Below are 14983 nucleotides of genomic sequence, written 5' to 3' on the forward strand. Positions count from 1 at the left end.
CTTCAATGTCCTTCTTGTCGAGGCAGGATGCGCCTCAGATAGTCCCGATTGGCGGCGCTGACGGAAAGGCCGTCACCGCCGTAATGCTCGCAGAGGAAGGGACTGTCGAAGCCATGCGCCAGCGCCATGCGAATTGCCGCCCGATAGTTGATGAGGCCGAATTCGAGCGGGGCCGGATGGGTGACGATGACGCCGGATGCCGGATCTTCCGTGCGGTTGTAGTTCTTGACGTGCCAGTATTTGGCAAAAGGCGCAACCTTCGCCATCATTTCCTGCCAATGTTCCACGGGCCGGTGCAGGCGGATGAGATTGCCGAGATCGGCATTGATGCCGACATTGGCGAGGCCTACCTCCTGAACGAAGCGCACGGAACTGTCGGCCGTGCCCAGATAGGTATCCTCGTACATCTCCAGCGAGACTTCGATGCCGAGTTCTTCGGCATGGCGGCCGAGTTCGCGAACACGCGAAACCGCCAACTGCCAGGTTCCCGCATCGTCGGGGTTCTTCACGCCGTCAACCGTCCAGAACCAGAGGACTTTCTTCTGCGCCTCCGTCAGCGGGCCGAAGAAGCCGAAGGACACCGAGCCGGCGCCTACGGCGGCAGCCGCCTCGACGACCCGGTGTCCGTAAGCGAGGTATTCCTCGCCATGTTCCGGGTCGATGAGGCTGCGCCGCGAGGTGGAGATCGCCGGTATCGTGAGGCCGAGAGACCGTGTCAGGCCCACGAACTGATCAAGACGCTCCGCCGAAAGGTCCGCCAGCCGTATCCAGCTGTCGGTCGGATCCAGTTCGGTGAAGCCGGCATCCACCACGTCGGCGAGCGTCGCCGCCCACTCCTCGACCGGCTGGTCCTGCACCGAACGGCCGTCCGGCAAAAGGTTGGGATACTGGATCATCGCGGCCGCAATCGGCCAGTTGTCACGGTTCCATTTGCGCGGCGCCATGGCGGACTCCTCGGGATTTGAAGAAATTGGATCTAGGGGTACGGGACGAGGCGGCCGGTCAGGCCGCCGCGTTGCCGTCGCCGCTCGAAGCGGCAACCTCGTTCTTGCGCCTGCGCAACGTGCCGATCAGCCAGAAGAAGAGCGGGGAGAGAAGCAGCGCAAGGGCAACGGCCATCAGGGCAGAGACAAGGCCGTTCGACCAGAAGATGTTGAGGCTGCCGCCCGACATCAGCATCGACTGGCGGAAGGCGTCTTCCGCCTTGTCGCCGAGCACCATGGCGAGAACCAGCGGCGCCAGCGGATAGTCCAGCTTCTTGAAGATATAACCCAGGAGACCGAAGCCGATCACCATGAAGATGTCCGAGACGGAGTTCGCGACCTGGTAGGCCCCCGAGAAGATGACCGCGACGATGATCGGTCCGATGATCGAGAACGGCACGCGCAGGATCGAGGCGTAAAGCGGCACCGTCGCGATCACGAGGAAGACGGCGACGACATTGCCGAGATACATGGAGGCGATCAGACCCCAGACGAAGTCCGGGCGATCGGTGAAGAGCATCGGGCCGGGCGTCAGGCCCCAGATCATCAACCCGCCCATCATCACCGCGGCGGTGGCGGAGCCCGGGACGCCGAGCGCCAGCATCGGCAGCAGGGCCGATGTGCCGGCGGAATGATCGGCCGTCTCGGGCGCGACGATGCCGCGCGGATCGCCCTTGCCGAACATCGATTTGTCGCGCGCCGAGCGCCGGGCAACGCCATAGCTCATGAAGGAGGCGGCGGTCGGGCCGGCCGGCGTGATCCCCATCCAGATGCCGATGATCGTCGAGCGGGCGATCGTCAGCCAGTAACGCGGGATCTCGATCAGCGTCCTGCCGATCTCGGAGAGACGCACCCGCGCCTTGATGCCTTCGAAGCGCAGCCCCTCTTCCGTCGTCAGCAGCAGTTCGCCGATGCCGAAGAGTCCCATGACGGCAATCAGGAAGCTCACGCCCTTGATCAGTTCGGGGATGTCGAAGGTGAGCCTCAGATTGCCCGAGATCGTATCCATGCCGATCGAGGCGAGCGCGAAGCCGAGCATCATCGAGACGAGCGTCTTGAAGGGTGACTGCGCGCCCATGGAGATGAAGCTCGCAAAGGCGAGGAAATAGACGGCGAAATATTCGGGCGAGGAGAATTTGAGCGCAAAGTTCGCCACCCAGCCCGAAAGCAGCGTGATCATGACGACGCCCGCAAGCGCGCCGAGGCCGGCCGAAACGAAGGCAAGCGTGAGCGCCCGGCTCGCATGACCGGCTTTCGCCATGGGATAGCCGTCGAATGTCGTGGCGACCGAGGAGGGCTCGCCCGGAATGTTGAAGAGGATCGACGTCGTCGAGCCGCCGAAAAGCGCGCCCCAATACATGCAGGACAAGAGGATGATCGCCGAGATCGGGTCCATGGAAAAGGTAAGCGGCAGAAGCAGCGACACGCCGTTCGGCGCACCGAGGCCCGGCAGCACGCCGACGAGGATGCCGAGCGTCACGCCGACGATCATCAGCAGGATGTGGTTCCAGCTGAGGATGTGGCCGAAGCCATCGATCAGAAGACCGATATTTTCCATGTCATTCCTCCCGCAAGCACTGCACCCTTGCGGGTCAGTAAATTCCGAACCAGGCTTCGACCGGTCCCTTCAGCAACGGAACCTGGAAGCCGATTTCGAAAACGATGAAAAAGAAGATCGAGACGCCGAGTCCTGCGGGGATCGCGATCCACCATTTGTAACGCCCCTGGAAGAGCATGGTCGCGGCGATGTAGAGTGCCGTCCCGACATAGAGTCCCAGCCAGGCGGAAACGGCGGCGAAGGCCGCAACCGGCAGCAGGAAAGAGGCGACCACCCTGGCGCGGGCGCCGTCGAGGAAGATCTCGCCTGTACCGCGATGCTTGAAGAATGCATGCGCGATATTGGCGAGGCTGCCGAGAACGATGAGCAGACCGATATAGAAGGGGAAATAGCCCGCATCCGGACCCATGTCGGTCCAGCCCGCACCGATGTCGAGGGAGCCGTAGTAGACAGCGATGCCGAAGGCACCCGTCAGCGCGGCAACGCCGAGTTCCACCGCAAAGCGGCTGATCCCATTCGCACTGTTCTCACTCATGATCGTGACCTTTCCAAGCGGAGAACGGGCGTCCGAGAGGCCGGGATGAGGATGCGGTTCTGCCCGCATCCTCATCCCCCGGGCCCCAGGCGCCCGTCGACCGGTCCTTAGTTGGCGAGCCAGCCTTCGCGCTTCAGCACTTCGCCGATCGTCGCGCCATCCTTTTCGATGACGGCTTTGAGTTCGTCGCCGGTCATATAGCCGGGAGACTGCGAGCTGTCGGCGAGATATTTCGCCCATTCCGGGGTCTCGGAGACCTTGCGCAGGACATCCGCATAGAACTGGACGACCTCAGGCTCGACGCCGGCCGGCAGCCAGACGGTGCGCGGCATCGAGTAGTTCTCGATCGGAATGCCGGCTTCCTTGCAGGTCGGGATATCGCTCCAGGCCTTGTCGCCGGCGACCTTGGCGTCGCTCGTGAACTTCGCGCTCTTGAAGACGCAGAGTGGCTTGATCATGCCGGCCTGCCATTGACCGAGGTTCTCGCTCGGATTGTTGACATTGGCGTCGAGGTGCTCGCCGGCAAGCTGAACGGCCGCCTCGCCGCCGCTCTTGAAGGGGATGTAGTTGATCTTGGCGCCGGTTGCGTCGTTGATCATCGAAGTCAGAATCTGGTCGGCGTCCTTGGACTGGCTGCCGCCGATCTTCAGGCCGCCTTCCTTCGCTTTAGCCACGAAATCGGCAGCCGTCGCGTAGTCCGCCTTGCCATTGACCCAGAGCACGAACTCGTCGGACGCGAGCGAGGCGACCGGCGTCAGGTCCTCGGACGTATAGGGCACCTTGGCGCGGACCGGCAGCAGATAGGCATTGTTGGTACCGAAGGCGAGCTTGTAGGGATCACCCTTGTAGCCAGCCGTGTAGACGAAGCCTTCCGCGCCGCCGGCGCTGCCCTTGTTGGTGACGACGACCGGTGCCTTCATCAGCTCGTACTTGCCGATGATCGCCTGGATTGTGCGCGCGAAGATATCGGTGCCGCCGCCGGGGCCGGCGGTGACGACGAATTCGACCGGGCGGTTCGGCTCGAAGGCCGATGCCGGCGCGGCAAGGCCGAAAGCGGCGGCCGCGATTACTGCGATGGAGACGGATTTTTTCATGCGTGGTCCTCCCTTTGAGCTGGATTGCGGCGCGAGACCTCCCCTCACGCCGGTATTCATCGAAAGCGTGCGAATTCAGGCAGCAGCCGAAAGCGTCCTCTTTTTCTTCGCCATGCGGGCAGCAAGCAGGATCGCCTCGCGTGTTGCGCCTATATCGGCGATCCCCTTGCCGGCGATGTCGTAGGCGGTGCCATGGGCGGGCGTGCAGAGCGGGAACGGCAGTCCGCCCATCATCGTCACACCCTTGTCGAAGCCGATGATCTTCATGGCGATCTGACCCTGGTCGTGATACATGGTCATCACCGCGTTGAAGCCTTCCTTCAGCGCCCGGAGGAAGACCGTATCGGCCGGGAACGGCCCCTCGACGTTGAAGCCGAGCGCCTTGGCCTTCTCGACCGCCGGCTCGATAATGTCGATCTCTTCCATGCCGAAGCTGCCGCCGTCGCCGGCATGCGGATTGAGTCCCGCAACCGCGATCTTCGCCTCCTCGTAGCCGGCATCCTTGAGGCAGGCCTGAGTCAGTTTGAGTTCGGCCAGGATCGCCTCCACCGACAGGTGGGACGCCACGTCCTTGAGCGGGATATGCGACGTCACCCGCGCGTTCCACACTTTTTCGAGAACATTGAATTCACGAACTTTTCCGGTGAAGGAAAGCACATCGGCGACGAAGCGGATCTCGTCGTCATAGCCGGGATAGGCAAAGCGCATCGCCTTCTTGTTGAAGGGGGTGAAGCAGACGGCATCGGCCTTGCCCGCATGGGCGAGTTCGAGGGCGGTGCGGAAATTACGCGTGGCGAAGGTGCCGCCGGCAAGCGTCGCCTCGCCGCGAACCACATCGGCCGGATCGAGATGGGCGAGATCCACGAAGACGTGGCGGACGGTGCCGGCGTCGTCGAGCGCATCGAGCGAAGCGGCTTCCAGATCCAGCGTGACGCCGGCCACCCGGGCGCCCTCGTCGAGGATGCGGCGATCGCCGATGGCGATGATGTGCGCCGCGTCGCGGATGTCGGAAAGAGCCAGAAGCTGCGCCGTCAGTTCCGGGCTGATTCCCGCGGGGTCGCCCATGGCCAGCGCAATCACAGGGCGCCGCTCCTTCGTTCCGTCCGCTCCAGATGTCGTCATTCGAGATGTCCTCCGCTTCATGCTTGAATGTCTCATACGTCATTCAAAATTCTGCATCAAGTCTTTTGTATTCTGTATGCAGCATTTTTTGTTGACGACTTCCGGGGCAGTCTCCATGCTTGAATGAACGGCGCTGATTCAATCGCGCACACTCAAGGGGAAGGGCCGCGCGGCGGGCCCAAGGTTCAGACGAGAAAAATGAACGAACTCAAATCACTGGAGCAGCGACCCATAGGCGGCCCGGGCCCCATCCGGCGCACCGCACTGCACGACACGCTGGTCAGTCATCTGCGCGACATGATCATCGAGGGCGACCTTCCGCCCGGAACCCGTCTGCACGAGGGGCAACTGGGCGAGCAGCTCGGCGTATCGCGCACGCCGCTGCGCGAGGCGATCAAGTATCTTGCGAGCGAAGGCCTGGTGGAGCTCGTCCCGAGCCGCGGCGCCGTCGTCAAGCGCTTCAGCGCCAAGGACGTTCAGGACATGCTCACCGTGCTGCAGACCCTGGAGGAGCTCGCTGGCAGGCTTGCCTGCGAGGCCGCGACGGATGCGGAGATCGCCGAAGTGCGGGCGCTCCACGACGAAATGGTGCGCCGCTACGAGGCGGGCGACCGGATGCAATATTACAAGCTCAACCAGGACATTCACACCGCCATCGCCCGGCTTTCGGGCAATGCGGCCCTCGCCGACATGCATGCCATGCTGCAGACGCGACTGAAGCGCATCCGCTTCATCGGCCATGAAGGCCCGGAGAAATGGGCCGCCGCGGTCGCCGAACATCAGGAAATGATCGCCGCACTCGAAGCGCGCGACAAGGCCAGGCTATCGAAAGTGCTGGGGCTTCATCTGACGAAGGCCTGGGAACGGGTGCGCGACGCGGTCTAGAGCGTCGACGCAAAAGCGAAATACCCCCTCTGGCCGGCAGGCCAGAAGGGCATCACCGCTCGGCGCCCATCATTTCACCGCCAGCAGGCAGATATAGGAAAGCACCGTTACCAGCAGGCCGCGGAAAGCAAAGCTGACACAGCGGTATTTGCCGCAGGCGATTGCCGCAAGCGCGTCCGCATTCTCGGCATATTGGCGGAAGAGATAGGCCTGATCGCCGGTCTCCGCCGCTCGGATGAAGCTGTCGCGATGACGGGACCAGGCGCCCCAGAACAGCGTCGTGGAGGTGGTGCTCTTCCTCGGCAGCACCACGAGTATAGCCGACACGATGGAGAAGACCGAAGCAAGCGCAAGCATTGCCGACAGGGCCAGCGCCATGCCGCCGCCTTCGGCGTAACGCTGCCAGGAAAAGACGCTCCGCCCTTCTTGCGAAGTGACGAGAAAGGCGAACATGAACGTGAAGATATAGGCCGCCTTCTGGTCCGACGTCTTTATCTGATCGGCGAAGACATCGTTGACCTTCCTGATGTGATCGTAATAGGCGCCGAGTGCCACTTCCGGCCCGGCTCCTTCACTTGGCAGATCGAATTTGTACAGATTACCCCCGGCTTCCATTCGCCACTCCCCTTTATTCGTCTCCTCTTTATTACACTCGACGAGTAAAAACATCCGCCCAAAACTGGGCTCTTGACATTTCTCCCCTCTAAATTCACTGGATTCAGTATAACGAGGGGTGACACGAGAATGCGGGGAAGAAGAACGGGAGCATTGCTTGCCGCGGCGACGTTTTTTGCGCCCTTGTCTGCGCAAGCCGAGCCCGTTCCGCGCCCCTCGCCGGCCGCCGGCTCCGTCATCGCCCGCAAGTCCGGCGAGGAGGTGCGCTTCGTCGACGTTTCCAACTGGCGGGTCGTCGACCTCGCTCAGGATCTCATTCCCGGCGATGTGCTGCGCACCAATGCCACCGGCGCGCTCGCGGTCCTCTTCAGAGATCACACGCAGATAAGACTGGGGCGCAATACCGCGCTGCGCGTTAAGGAAATCGGCGCGGGCGACACGAAATTCGGGCTGGAATCAGGGACGATCTGGGCCCGGGCCGAGCGCGGCGGCGAGGGCCTGGTCATCGACACGCCGGCCGCGGCCGCCGCCATTCGCGGCACCGATTGGACGCTGACGGTCGGCCCCGACGGCAAGACCTCGCTCGTCGTCCTCGAAGGTGTCGTCGAACTCAGCAATGCGTATGGCAGCGTGACTGTGAAGCAGGGCGAAGGCGCCGTTGCGGCGATCGGCAGCGCACCGACGAAGATCGTGATCGTCACCCCGAAGGACCGCGAGCAGATGCTCTTTCATCTGTCGCTCCGCAACGCCTTCGTCTGGATGCCGGCCACGCCCTTCAGCGTTCCCGAAATGCGTCGGGAGCGCGCGCGCGTCGAAGCGAAACCCGCAGGCTCGCGCACGACCGAGGAGTGGCTGACGCTTGCGGAAATTTATCTTTCGCTCGATGGCCGCCACAAGGCTCAGGCCGCGCTCGCGGAAGCGGCGGGACGGGGCCTGAGCCGATCCCAGGCAGCGCGTGCCGATCTCGTGCGCGCATTGATCGCCGGCTCGTCCAACCGGTATGAAGAGGCGGCGCGCTTGTTCGCCAGGGCCGAACGCGGCCTCGACCCGAGCCGCCGCACGATCGCGGCCTATGGCGGCTATTTCTCGCGCGGGCTCGCGAACCCCGAACGCGTCGAGGAGCCGCCGCGCAATGCCAGCGGCCGCTATGCGGGCATGGTCAGGGCCTGGACCGCCGGCTTCCGCGAAGACATTCCGGCGGCGATCGCAGTGATCAAGAGGGCCGAGCAGCAATATCCCGACGACCCGACCCTGCCTGCGGCACGCGCGCAGCTCGCCCTGCTGCTGGACGATCGCGACGAGCTTCGCGACGGCGTCGAGCGGGCGCTTGCGATCGACCCTGAAGACCCGACGGCGCTCGAGGCGCGCGCACATTACCGCTCTTACATCGAGAACGATCTCGATGCCGCCCTTGCCGACCTGAACAGGGCGCTCGAGACTGCCCCAGGCTCCTCGTCGATCTGGAACGCCCTCGGGCTGGTCCAGGGCGCGCGCGGCGACAACCGTGCAGCGGAGGCCGCCTTCAACCAGGCGATCGCGCTCGATCCGCTCGATCCCGTCTCGCACGCAAACCTTGCAATACAATACATGGACGAGATGCGGATGGCCGAGGCGAAGCGCGAGATCGACGCCGCGCTTTCCGTCGATCCCTCCTTCGACGTGGCGCTCGTGGCGCGCGGCCGCTACCACATGCAGAACGGCGAGGCCGACAAGGCGGTGGAAGACCTGCTCGCCGGCTCGACGGCCAACCCGGCCTATTCGAACGCACAGCTGCTGCTCGCAGCCGCGCATTACGAGAAGGGCGACCGCGTTCCGGCAGCTCAGGCGCTCGACAATGCCGACCGGCTCGACCCGAACGATCCCGTCGTGGCGACGGTCAGAACCGCGATCGCGATCGATGCCTATGATGCGGACGCGGCCATTCGCAATGCTCAGGAAGCCCTGCGCCGCACCCGCGCCAAGGGCGGCGACACGGCGGCACTCGGCGCCAACCAAGAGCAAGGTTCGACGCTCAACGACGCCTTCCGGCTGCAGGGGTTGGATGCCTGGGGTCAATATTACGGCGACGCCGTCTTCGATCCCTTCACCGGCGCCAGCTATGTCGACCAGGCGGTGCGCGGCAGCGTCAATCCCTTCTTCAACGCTTACGATTTCACCGCCAACGCCGTCGCGAACACGGTCAATACCATAAGCTTTTCCGCTCTCATCCAAGGGCTTCTGATCGAGCCGCATATGCTCGCCAGCCGCGAGCGAACGGTCAATCTGCTGCGTTCGCCCTTTTTCGAGACGGAGCTCGGCGGCGGGTTCATCGCCAATGAGGACCATACCGGATGGGTCGGGGAAGCTGCGGTTCGGGGATTTACGGTCTCACCGTTCCCCATCAGCGTCTACGGTACGTTCCAGTGGGAGGAGCCGCGGGATACGGTCGAATCCGGAGGCGCGCGCCTGGAACGTGACCTGCGGATAATCGGAGGCAACGGCTACGTTACGGCCAGTCCGACGCCCGATGACCGCATTGTAGCCTTCGCGAACTATTCCGATATCGAGGAGACCCAGCAATTTCTGCCCGTTCCGCCTGACCTTGAGATAGGGGACGAGTCTTCCGGCCTCATTTCCGGGCTCGCATGGAGCCATACATTCGGATACCGCAACGTCGGAAACGCCGCACTCTTCTTCAAAGAACTTCGCTCTGGGGACAGCCTGCGCATTCTGGATGGGGCGGGCACTGAAACGAATCTCGATCTGGACGCAAGAGAGCGGACTTACATCGCGGCCCTTAACCATCTGTATGGAGATGGCGACCTGACGTGGCGCTATGGCGTCGAGGGCGGGAAGATTCGAGCAGACACCCGTACCCATTTCAGTTTGGTCCTACCGCCCCCGTCAGAAGTTGTGGACGACTATGAATATGATTCTGACACGCACGCCGTGGCTAAGGCGTATATCGACGGCCTGTACGAAATTACCCCCGACCTCAAGATAGAAGGCGCGCTGTTTGCCCGTTACATAGAGGACGTTAACGACGACGACATCCGGCTCGAACCGAAGCTCGGGGTCGCCTGGGCACCATCGGAGGGCCATTGGTTGCGCGCCGCCATTCAGCGCGAAGGGTATAATTTCGGCTCTGCTACGCTTGCGCCGGTCGGCATCGTCGGGCTGCAGCCCAACCAGTTCCTTATCGGCACGGAAGGCTATGCCGACACGCTGGCCTTGCGCTGGGATGCCGAATGGAGCGACTGGCTCTTCACCGCTGTCGACTACCAGCACCAGGAAATCCGCGACGGTTCGATTGCCACCCCAGTTACCAGCCCCTTCCTCCCACTGACTGATTTCCACTTCGACAAGGGCCGTCTCGACCGCGTGGCAGTAACCGCCAACATGGCGCTCGGACATGGATTCGGCCTGTCGGCGACGGTGGCCCGGATCGAAAGCGAGGACCTCTCGACCGGCGCCGGCGGCGATCTACCCTTTCTGCCTGAATATTCAGGCCAGGTGGCACTCACCTTCGTCAGCACAGCCAATGTCAAAACGACCGTCGCCGCCAACTATATAGGCGAGCGTACCGACGGCACCACGACACTCGACGACTTCTGGACGCTCGACGCCGCTCTCCAATGGGAGCCCTTCGACAAGCGGTTCGAAGTCGAGCTCGCCGGCTTCAACCTTCTGGACGAGGAGTTCGAGGTGCGCGACGGGCTGCCCGGCTGGGGTCCCACGGTCAAGGGCACCGTCAAAGTGCGGTTCTGATGAACGACTCGCGCGAGCTTCGCCTTTCCTCCCGGCGGGTAAAGCTTGCCGCCCTGACGGCTTTCGTGGCCGCCCTCGTCTCGGCTGTCTCGCTGACCGGTACGTGGTCGCTGGTGGACCTGCGCGCCTATGACTATCTTTCGATCGTCGGCCGGCCATCGCTACCGGAAGACGGCCCGGTCATCGTCGCTATCGACGAACCCTCGATGGCGGAGATCGGCAGTCAATGGCCCTGGCCGCGCGCGCTGCACGCCCGCCTGATCGAAGCCCTGAGGGCCGCCGGCGCCCGGGCGATCGGCCTCGACGTGATCTTCGCCGAACCGGCCGCCGCGCCGGAGAACGATCAGGCGCTCGCCGAAGTTCTCGGGCCCGATGTGGTGCTTGCCGGCGACGAGACGCTGATCCGGACACCGCAGGCAGAGCAGTTCGTCAGGACCGAGCCCCTTCCCGCCTTTCTGGCACGGGGCGCGAAGGTCGGCATCGCCTCGGTCGGCCTCAGCGGCGACGGAGCGCTCCGGCAGATCCCCGCCTATCCGGACGGTTTCGCCGCAACGCTCGCGACCGTCGCCGGCGCCGAGCTGGCGGTGCCGCCGAGAAGGGCGCTGATGCAGACCTTCGGCCCGGCCCGGACCTATCCGACCGTTTCCTATTATCAGGCGCTCGACCCCGAGAATTTCCTGCCGGAGGGCACCTTCCGCGACAGGGTCGTCATCGTGGGCCTGAGCCTGCAGAACGCGCCCACCATCGCGGGCGGTGGCGTCGATGCCTTCCCCACCTCCGACACGGTCTTCTCCCGCGGCCGCGTCGCCGGTGCCGAAATCCAGGCGACCATTTACGACAATCTCGTGCACCGGCTGTTCGTCAGGCAGGCGGGCGCGGGCATTGCCATCGCGGCGATCATCCTCGCCAGCCTGGCCGCAGCCCTTGCCGTTCTCAGGTCGACCAGCTGGAAGACGCTCGGTTACGGCGCCCTCGCCCTTACTCTGATCTTTCTTGCAAGCTACGGCCTGATGCGCCTCGGCCATGCGTTCGTCTCGCCCCTCGCCCCGGCACTTGCCTTTCTCGCCGTGGCGGTGGGGCAGGCGGGCCTCGACTACGCGGACGAACGGCGGCGGCGGCGGGAAATCACGCGTGCCTTCGCGCAGTATCTCTCGCCGGCCCTCGTCGAGCGGCTGGCAAGCGACCCATCCCAGCTGAAGCTCGGCGGCGAAAGACGGACGCTCACGGTGCTCTTCTGCGACGTTCGCGGCTTCACCACCATATCGGAGGACATGAAGGACGATCCCGAGGGACTGACGACGCTCGTCAACCGGCTCCTGACCCCTCTTTCGGAGGCGGTGCTCAACCGACGCGGCACGATCGACAAATATATCGGCGACTGCCTGATGGCCTTCTGGAACGCTCCCCTCGACGATCCGGACCATGCCGTCCATGCCGTTCAGGCGGCGCGCGACATGCTTGCCGCCCTCCGCGGTCTCAACGCAGAGCTGGAAGCCGAGGCGAAAGCGGCGGGGCGTCCGCCGAAGGCGCTGAGGATCGGCATCGGCATCAACACGGGCGAATGCGTCGTCGGCAATATGGGCTCGGCCCGCCGCTTCGATTATTCGGCGTTGGGCGATGCGGTCAATCTCGCCTCCCGCCTCGAAGGTGCCTCCAAGGACTACGGTGTGCCGCTGCTCCTCGGCGAACGTACTGCAACACTCGCCGCCCGGAAATTTGCGGTTGCCGAGCTCGACCGCATCACCGTCAAGGGACGCAGCACGGTCTCCCCCGTCTTCACCTTGGTCGACGGGGCTTCGGAACCGACGCTCGCACGCCACCGCGCCTATCTCGCCGGGAAATACAGCGGCGAGATCGCTGCCGATGACGGTTTGTTCGATGAACTCAAGGCGGCGCTGCCGTCGCTCGCGCGCTATTACGAGCGCGAGCGGGAACGGCTGCTGAAATAGCGGATAAGGGGCAAATCACGGGCTTGGCGCTCAATGCAAGCCACCGACCCCCAGCAGCCGCTCGACCGTGGCCTGCTCCTTCGCCAGCGCCTCCGGCGTTCCGCTCCAGGCGAGCCTGCCGCGCTCCACGATGATCACCCGGTCGGCGAAATCGAGGGCGCTCTGGATGCGCTGCTCCACCAGCAGGATGGTCATGTCGCCGGTCTTCGCGAGCTCGGCGAAAGCCTTCATCAGTTCCTCGCAGATGACCGGCGCCAGTCCTTCGAGCGGCTCGTCGAGCAGCAGGACCGAGGGCCGGCCGAGGATCGAGCGGGCGGTTGACAACATCTGCTGCTCGCCGCCGGAAAGCTGCAAGCCGAAGTTTCGGCGCCGCTCGTAGAGGCGCGGGAACATCTCATAGGCCTCGCTCAGCGCCGTCTTCGGCCGGCCCTTGAGACCGATGAAGAGATTTTCCTCAACCGTCAGCGACGGAAAGACGCAGCGCGCCTGCGGCACGAAGCCGAGGCCTTTCAGCGCGCGTGATGCGCTCGGCAGCGTGGTGACGTCGGCCTCGCCGATACGGATGCGTCCGTCGTATCGGCGCGTCTGGCCGGCGAGCGTAGCGAGCAGCGTCGTCTTTCCCATGCCGTTGCGGCCGAGAACCGCAAGCCGCGCGCCGGCAGGCACCGAAAAGGAAATCCCCTCCAGCACCCGCGTCGGCCCATAGCCGGCGGAGAGATTGTCGACCTCAAGCGGCGCTGCCGGCATCAGCATAGCTCCCGAGATAGGCTTCGCGCACACGCGGATCTTTGGTGACGTCGGCTGGAGAGCCGTCGAAGATGACCATGCCGGCAGCAAGCACGATCACGCGCTTGGCGAAGCGGAAGACGAGATCCATGTCGTGCTCGATCATCAGGACGGCAAGGTCATCGGGAAGTTCGGCGAGCGCCTGCTCGATGCGGCCCGTGTCGCTCTGCGGCACGCCGGCTGCCGGCTCGTCGAGCAGCAGCACCTTAGGTTTGAGCGCCAGCGCCACCGCGATCTCCAGCAGCCGCTGTTGGCCGTAGGCGATCTGGCGCACCGGCCGGTGCGCCAGATCGCGCAGGCCAAGCTTGCCAAGCAGGCTACCGGCCTCTGCCATCACCCCGGGCATCGCCAGGAAATTGCCGAACATGCGGCCCGCCCGGCCGTCGCGCTGCAGGATCGCGAGCGCCACGTGCTCGGCGGGCGTCATGTCTTGGAAAAGGCGCGTCACCTGGAACGAACGCACGAGGCCGCGGCGGACGCGGCCGATCGCGTCGATATGGGTGACGGTTTCGCCGCCGATCCGCACCTCTCCGGCATCCGGCTTCAGATTACCGGTGACGAGATTGACGAAGGTCGTCTTGCCGGCACCGTTGGGGCCGATCAGGGCGACGCGGTCGCCCCGTGCCATGGAAAGGCTGACATCGTTGGTGACGGCGAGACCGCCGAAGGAGCGCTTGAGATTTCTGGCTTCGAATATGGCGCTCATCGGCCCGCCCCCCGTCGCCGCGCGAGGATTTCTGCAACCGTGCCGTAAAGCCCTTTCGGCGCAAAGAGCACGACCGCGATCAACAGGGCCCCGACCATGGTCAGCCAATGGAAGGGGTTGGCCGCCGAGACGAGATCTTCGAAGAACATGAAGACGATCGTGCCGGTAAGCGCCCCGAAGAGCGAGCCGGTACCGCCGAGCACGAGCATGACCAGACTTTCGGCCGAGAGCGTGAAGGAGAGGCTGTCGAGACCGACGACCTGCGTCGAGACGGCGTTGAGCGCCCCGCCGACGCCGGCGACCGCGCCGGAAATCACATACATCTTGAGGAGGGCGATCGTCGGCGACGCGCCCATCGCCCGAATGCGGATCGGGTCCTCCTTGATGCCGCGGCAGAGCATGCCGAAGGGCGAGCGCACGACGAGGCGCAGGAGCACGAAGACGATTGCGAGCAGCACGACGCCGAAGACATAGGCCGTGCGGCCCCAGAGGTCGAAGGCGAAGAGACCGATGAGCGGATCGGGCGCGATGCCGGCCAGTCCGTCGCTTCCCCCCGTCCAGGACGAGGCCTTGTTGGCGAATTCATGGAAGAGATGGATGAGCGCTATCGAGAGCACGAGCTGCGGGAGACCGTGCGCCCGAAGGATCACGACCCCGCAGGCGAGCCCCGCCACCGCACTGCCGAGAATACCGGCGGCGAGCATGAGGAGCGGATCGGTAATGCCGAAATGCACGGCCGCGATCCCGGCGGCATAGGCGCCGCTGCCGAACAGCGCGGCATGTCCGAGGGTCGCGACGCCGCAATAGCCGGTGACGAGATCGAGCGAGAGGACCAGCAGCGCGATCGCTATGATGCGGGTGAGCAGCGCGAGATTGTTCGGAAAGAGGAGGTAGCCGATGGCGGCCAGCACGAGGATCACGGCGAGGCCGGCAAGATCGCGGCCGAGCCCCCGCCTGCCCGCAGAAAGTGCCGTGGCTGCTTCGTTCATCGTTGCCATGGTCA

Annotated in this window: 12 protein-coding genes; 3 read left to right on the forward strand and 9 right to left on the reverse strand. The window is 64.3% G+C overall.

The window, feature by feature from the left end; genetic code table 11:
* Nucleotides 1-2: 2 nt before the first annotated feature.
* The 5 genes from BHD07_RS17325 to BHD07_RS17345 all read right to left on the reverse strand — a co-directional run bounded on the left by BHD07_RS17325 (nucleotide 3) and on the right by BHD07_RS17345 (nucleotide 5292).
* The gene (locus BHD07_RS17325; protein ID WP_100671256.1) at nucleotides 3-944 is read right to left on the reverse strand and encodes a sugar phosphate isomerase/epimerase family protein; all 942 of its coding nucleotides are present in this window, start codon (nucleotides 942-944) and stop codon (nucleotides 3-5) included.
* Between the two features lie 58 nt (nucleotides 945-1002).
* Nucleotides 1003-2541 carry a tripartite tricarboxylate transporter permease gene (locus tag BHD07_RS17330; protein ID WP_018096164.1) on the reverse strand — a complete coding sequence of 513 codons (1539 nt, stop codon included), beginning with the start codon at nucleotides 2539-2541 and terminating at the stop codon, nucleotides 1003-1005.
* A gap of 34 nt (nucleotides 2542-2575) precedes the next feature.
* Entirely contained in the window at nucleotides 2576-3076 is a 501-nt protein-coding gene (locus BHD07_RS17335; RefSeq protein WP_338281966.1) for a tripartite tricarboxylate transporter TctB family protein, read from the reverse strand.
* Between the two features lie 107 nt (nucleotides 3077-3183).
* On the reverse strand, nucleotides 3184-4170 hold the full coding sequence (locus BHD07_RS17340) for a tripartite tricarboxylate transporter substrate binding protein (RefSeq protein ID WP_018096162.1): 987 nt from the start codon (nucleotides 4168-4170) through the stop codon (nucleotides 3184-3186).
* Nucleotides 4171-4245: 75 nt separating this feature from the next.
* Nucleotides 4246-5292 (reverse strand): 4-hydroxythreonine-4-phosphate dehydrogenase PdxA, encoded by a 1047-nt coding sequence (locus tag BHD07_RS17345; protein WP_324764524.1) that lies wholly within the window; start codon nucleotides 5290-5292, stop codon nucleotides 4246-4248.
* A gap of 198 nt (nucleotides 5293-5490) precedes the next feature.
* Between BHD07_RS17345 and BHD07_RS17350 the strand changes: the two genes are divergently transcribed.
* Nucleotides 5491-6177, forward strand: coding sequence for a GntR family transcriptional regulator (locus BHD07_RS17350; RefSeq protein WP_275599450.1), 687 nt, complete (start codon nucleotides 5491-5493; stop codon nucleotides 6175-6177).
* A gap of 69 nt (nucleotides 6178-6246) precedes the next feature.
* Here the strand turns inward: BHD07_RS17350 and BHD07_RS17355 are convergent, their stop codons facing one another.
* Nucleotides 6247-6792: a Pycsar system effector family protein gene (locus BHD07_RS17355; RefSeq protein ID WP_338281971.1), complete on the reverse strand. Its 546-nt coding sequence runs from the start codon at nucleotides 6790-6792 to the stop codon at nucleotides 6247-6249.
* 129 nt (nucleotides 6793-6921) lie between these two features.
* On the opposite strand from BHD07_RS17355, the gene BHD07_RS17360 reads away from it, so the two are divergent.
* Nucleotides 6922-10539, forward strand: a complete 3618-nt coding sequence (locus tag BHD07_RS17360; RefSeq protein WP_338281973.1) for a FecR domain-containing protein — start codon at nucleotides 6922-6924, stop codon at nucleotides 10537-10539.
* A complete protein-coding gene (locus tag BHD07_RS17365) occupies nucleotides 10539-12488 on the forward strand; it encodes a CHASE2 domain-containing protein (protein WP_338281975.1) in 1950 nt (649 codons plus the stop codon). Before BHD07_RS17360 ends, BHD07_RS17365 begins: the two co-directional genes overlap by 1 nt.
* 30 nt (nucleotides 12489-12518) lie before the next feature.
* Here the strand turns inward: BHD07_RS17365 and BHD07_RS17370 are convergent, their stop codons facing one another.
* From BHD07_RS17370 to BHD07_RS17380, 3 genes are read right to left on the reverse strand one after another with little or no spacing between them, the layout of a single operon-like run.
* Nucleotides 12519-13235, reverse strand: a complete 717-nt coding sequence (locus tag BHD07_RS17370; protein WP_338281977.1) for an ABC transporter ATP-binding protein — start codon at nucleotides 13233-13235, stop codon at nucleotides 12519-12521.
* Nucleotides 13216-13980 carry an ABC transporter ATP-binding protein gene (locus BHD07_RS17375; RefSeq protein WP_338281979.1) on the reverse strand — a complete coding sequence of 255 codons (765 nt, stop codon included), beginning with the start codon at nucleotides 13978-13980 and terminating at the stop codon, nucleotides 13216-13218. The genes BHD07_RS17370 and BHD07_RS17375 overlap by 20 nt, the downstream gene beginning before the upstream one ends.
* A complete protein-coding gene (locus tag BHD07_RS17380) occupies nucleotides 13977-14978 on the reverse strand; it encodes a branched-chain amino acid ABC transporter permease (protein WP_338282313.1) in 1002 nt (333 codons plus the stop codon). The genes BHD07_RS17375 and BHD07_RS17380 overlap by 4 nt, the downstream gene beginning before the upstream one ends.
* Nucleotides 14979-14983 lie beyond the last annotated feature (5 nt).

Origin of the sequence: Sinorhizobium sp. KGO-5 (assembly GCF_036245905.1) — a bacterium.
In the GTDB taxonomy this organism is placed as follows: Bacteria; Pseudomonadota; Alphaproteobacteria; order Rhizobiales; family Rhizobiaceae; genus Sinorhizobium; species Sinorhizobium meliloti_A.

Coding starts and splice junctions, on each gene's coding strand:
- BHD07_RS17335 (WP_338281966.1), bottom strand. CDS start 3,076: ATGAGTGAGAACAGTGCGAATGGGATCAGCCGCTTTGCGGTGGAACTC.
- BHD07_RS17365 (WP_338281975.1), top strand. CDS start 10,539: ATGAACGACTCGCGCGAGCTTCGCCTTTCCTCCCGGCGGGTAAAGCTT.
- BHD07_RS17370 (WP_338281977.1), bottom strand. CDS start 13,235: ATGCCGGCAGCGCCGCTTGAGGTCGACAATCTCTCCGCCGGCTATGGG.
- BHD07_RS17355 (WP_338281971.1), bottom strand. CDS start 6,792: ATGGAAGCCGGGGGTAATCTGTACAAATTCGATCTGCCAAGTGAAGGA.
- BHD07_RS17325 (WP_100671256.1), bottom strand. CDS start 944: ATGGCGCCGCGCAAATGGAACCGTGACAACTGGCCGATTGCGGCCGCG.
- BHD07_RS17360 (WP_338281973.1), top strand. CDS start 6,922: ATGCGGGGAAGAAGAACGGGAGCATTGCTTGCCGCGGCGACGTTTTTT.
- BHD07_RS17380 (WP_338282313.1), bottom strand. CDS start 14,978: ATGGCAACGATGAACGAAGCAGCCACGGCACTTTCTGCGGGCAGGCGG.
- BHD07_RS17350 (WP_275599450.1), top strand. CDS start 5,491: ATGAACGAACTCAAATCACTGGAGCAGCGACCCATAGGCGGCCCGGGC.
- BHD07_RS17375 (WP_338281979.1), bottom strand. CDS start 13,980: ATGAGCGCCATATTCGAAGCCAGAAATCTCAAGCGCTCCTTCGGCGGT.
- BHD07_RS17340 (WP_018096162.1), bottom strand. CDS start 4,170: ATGAAAAAATCCGTCTCCATCGCAGTAATCGCGGCCGCCGCTTTCGGC.
- BHD07_RS17345 (WP_324764524.1), bottom strand. CDS start 5,292: ATGACGACATCTGGAGCGGACGGAACGAAGGAGCGGCGCCCTGTGATT.
- BHD07_RS17330 (WP_018096164.1), bottom strand. CDS start 2,541: ATGGAAAATATCGGTCTTCTGATCGATGGCTTCGGCCACATCCTCAGC.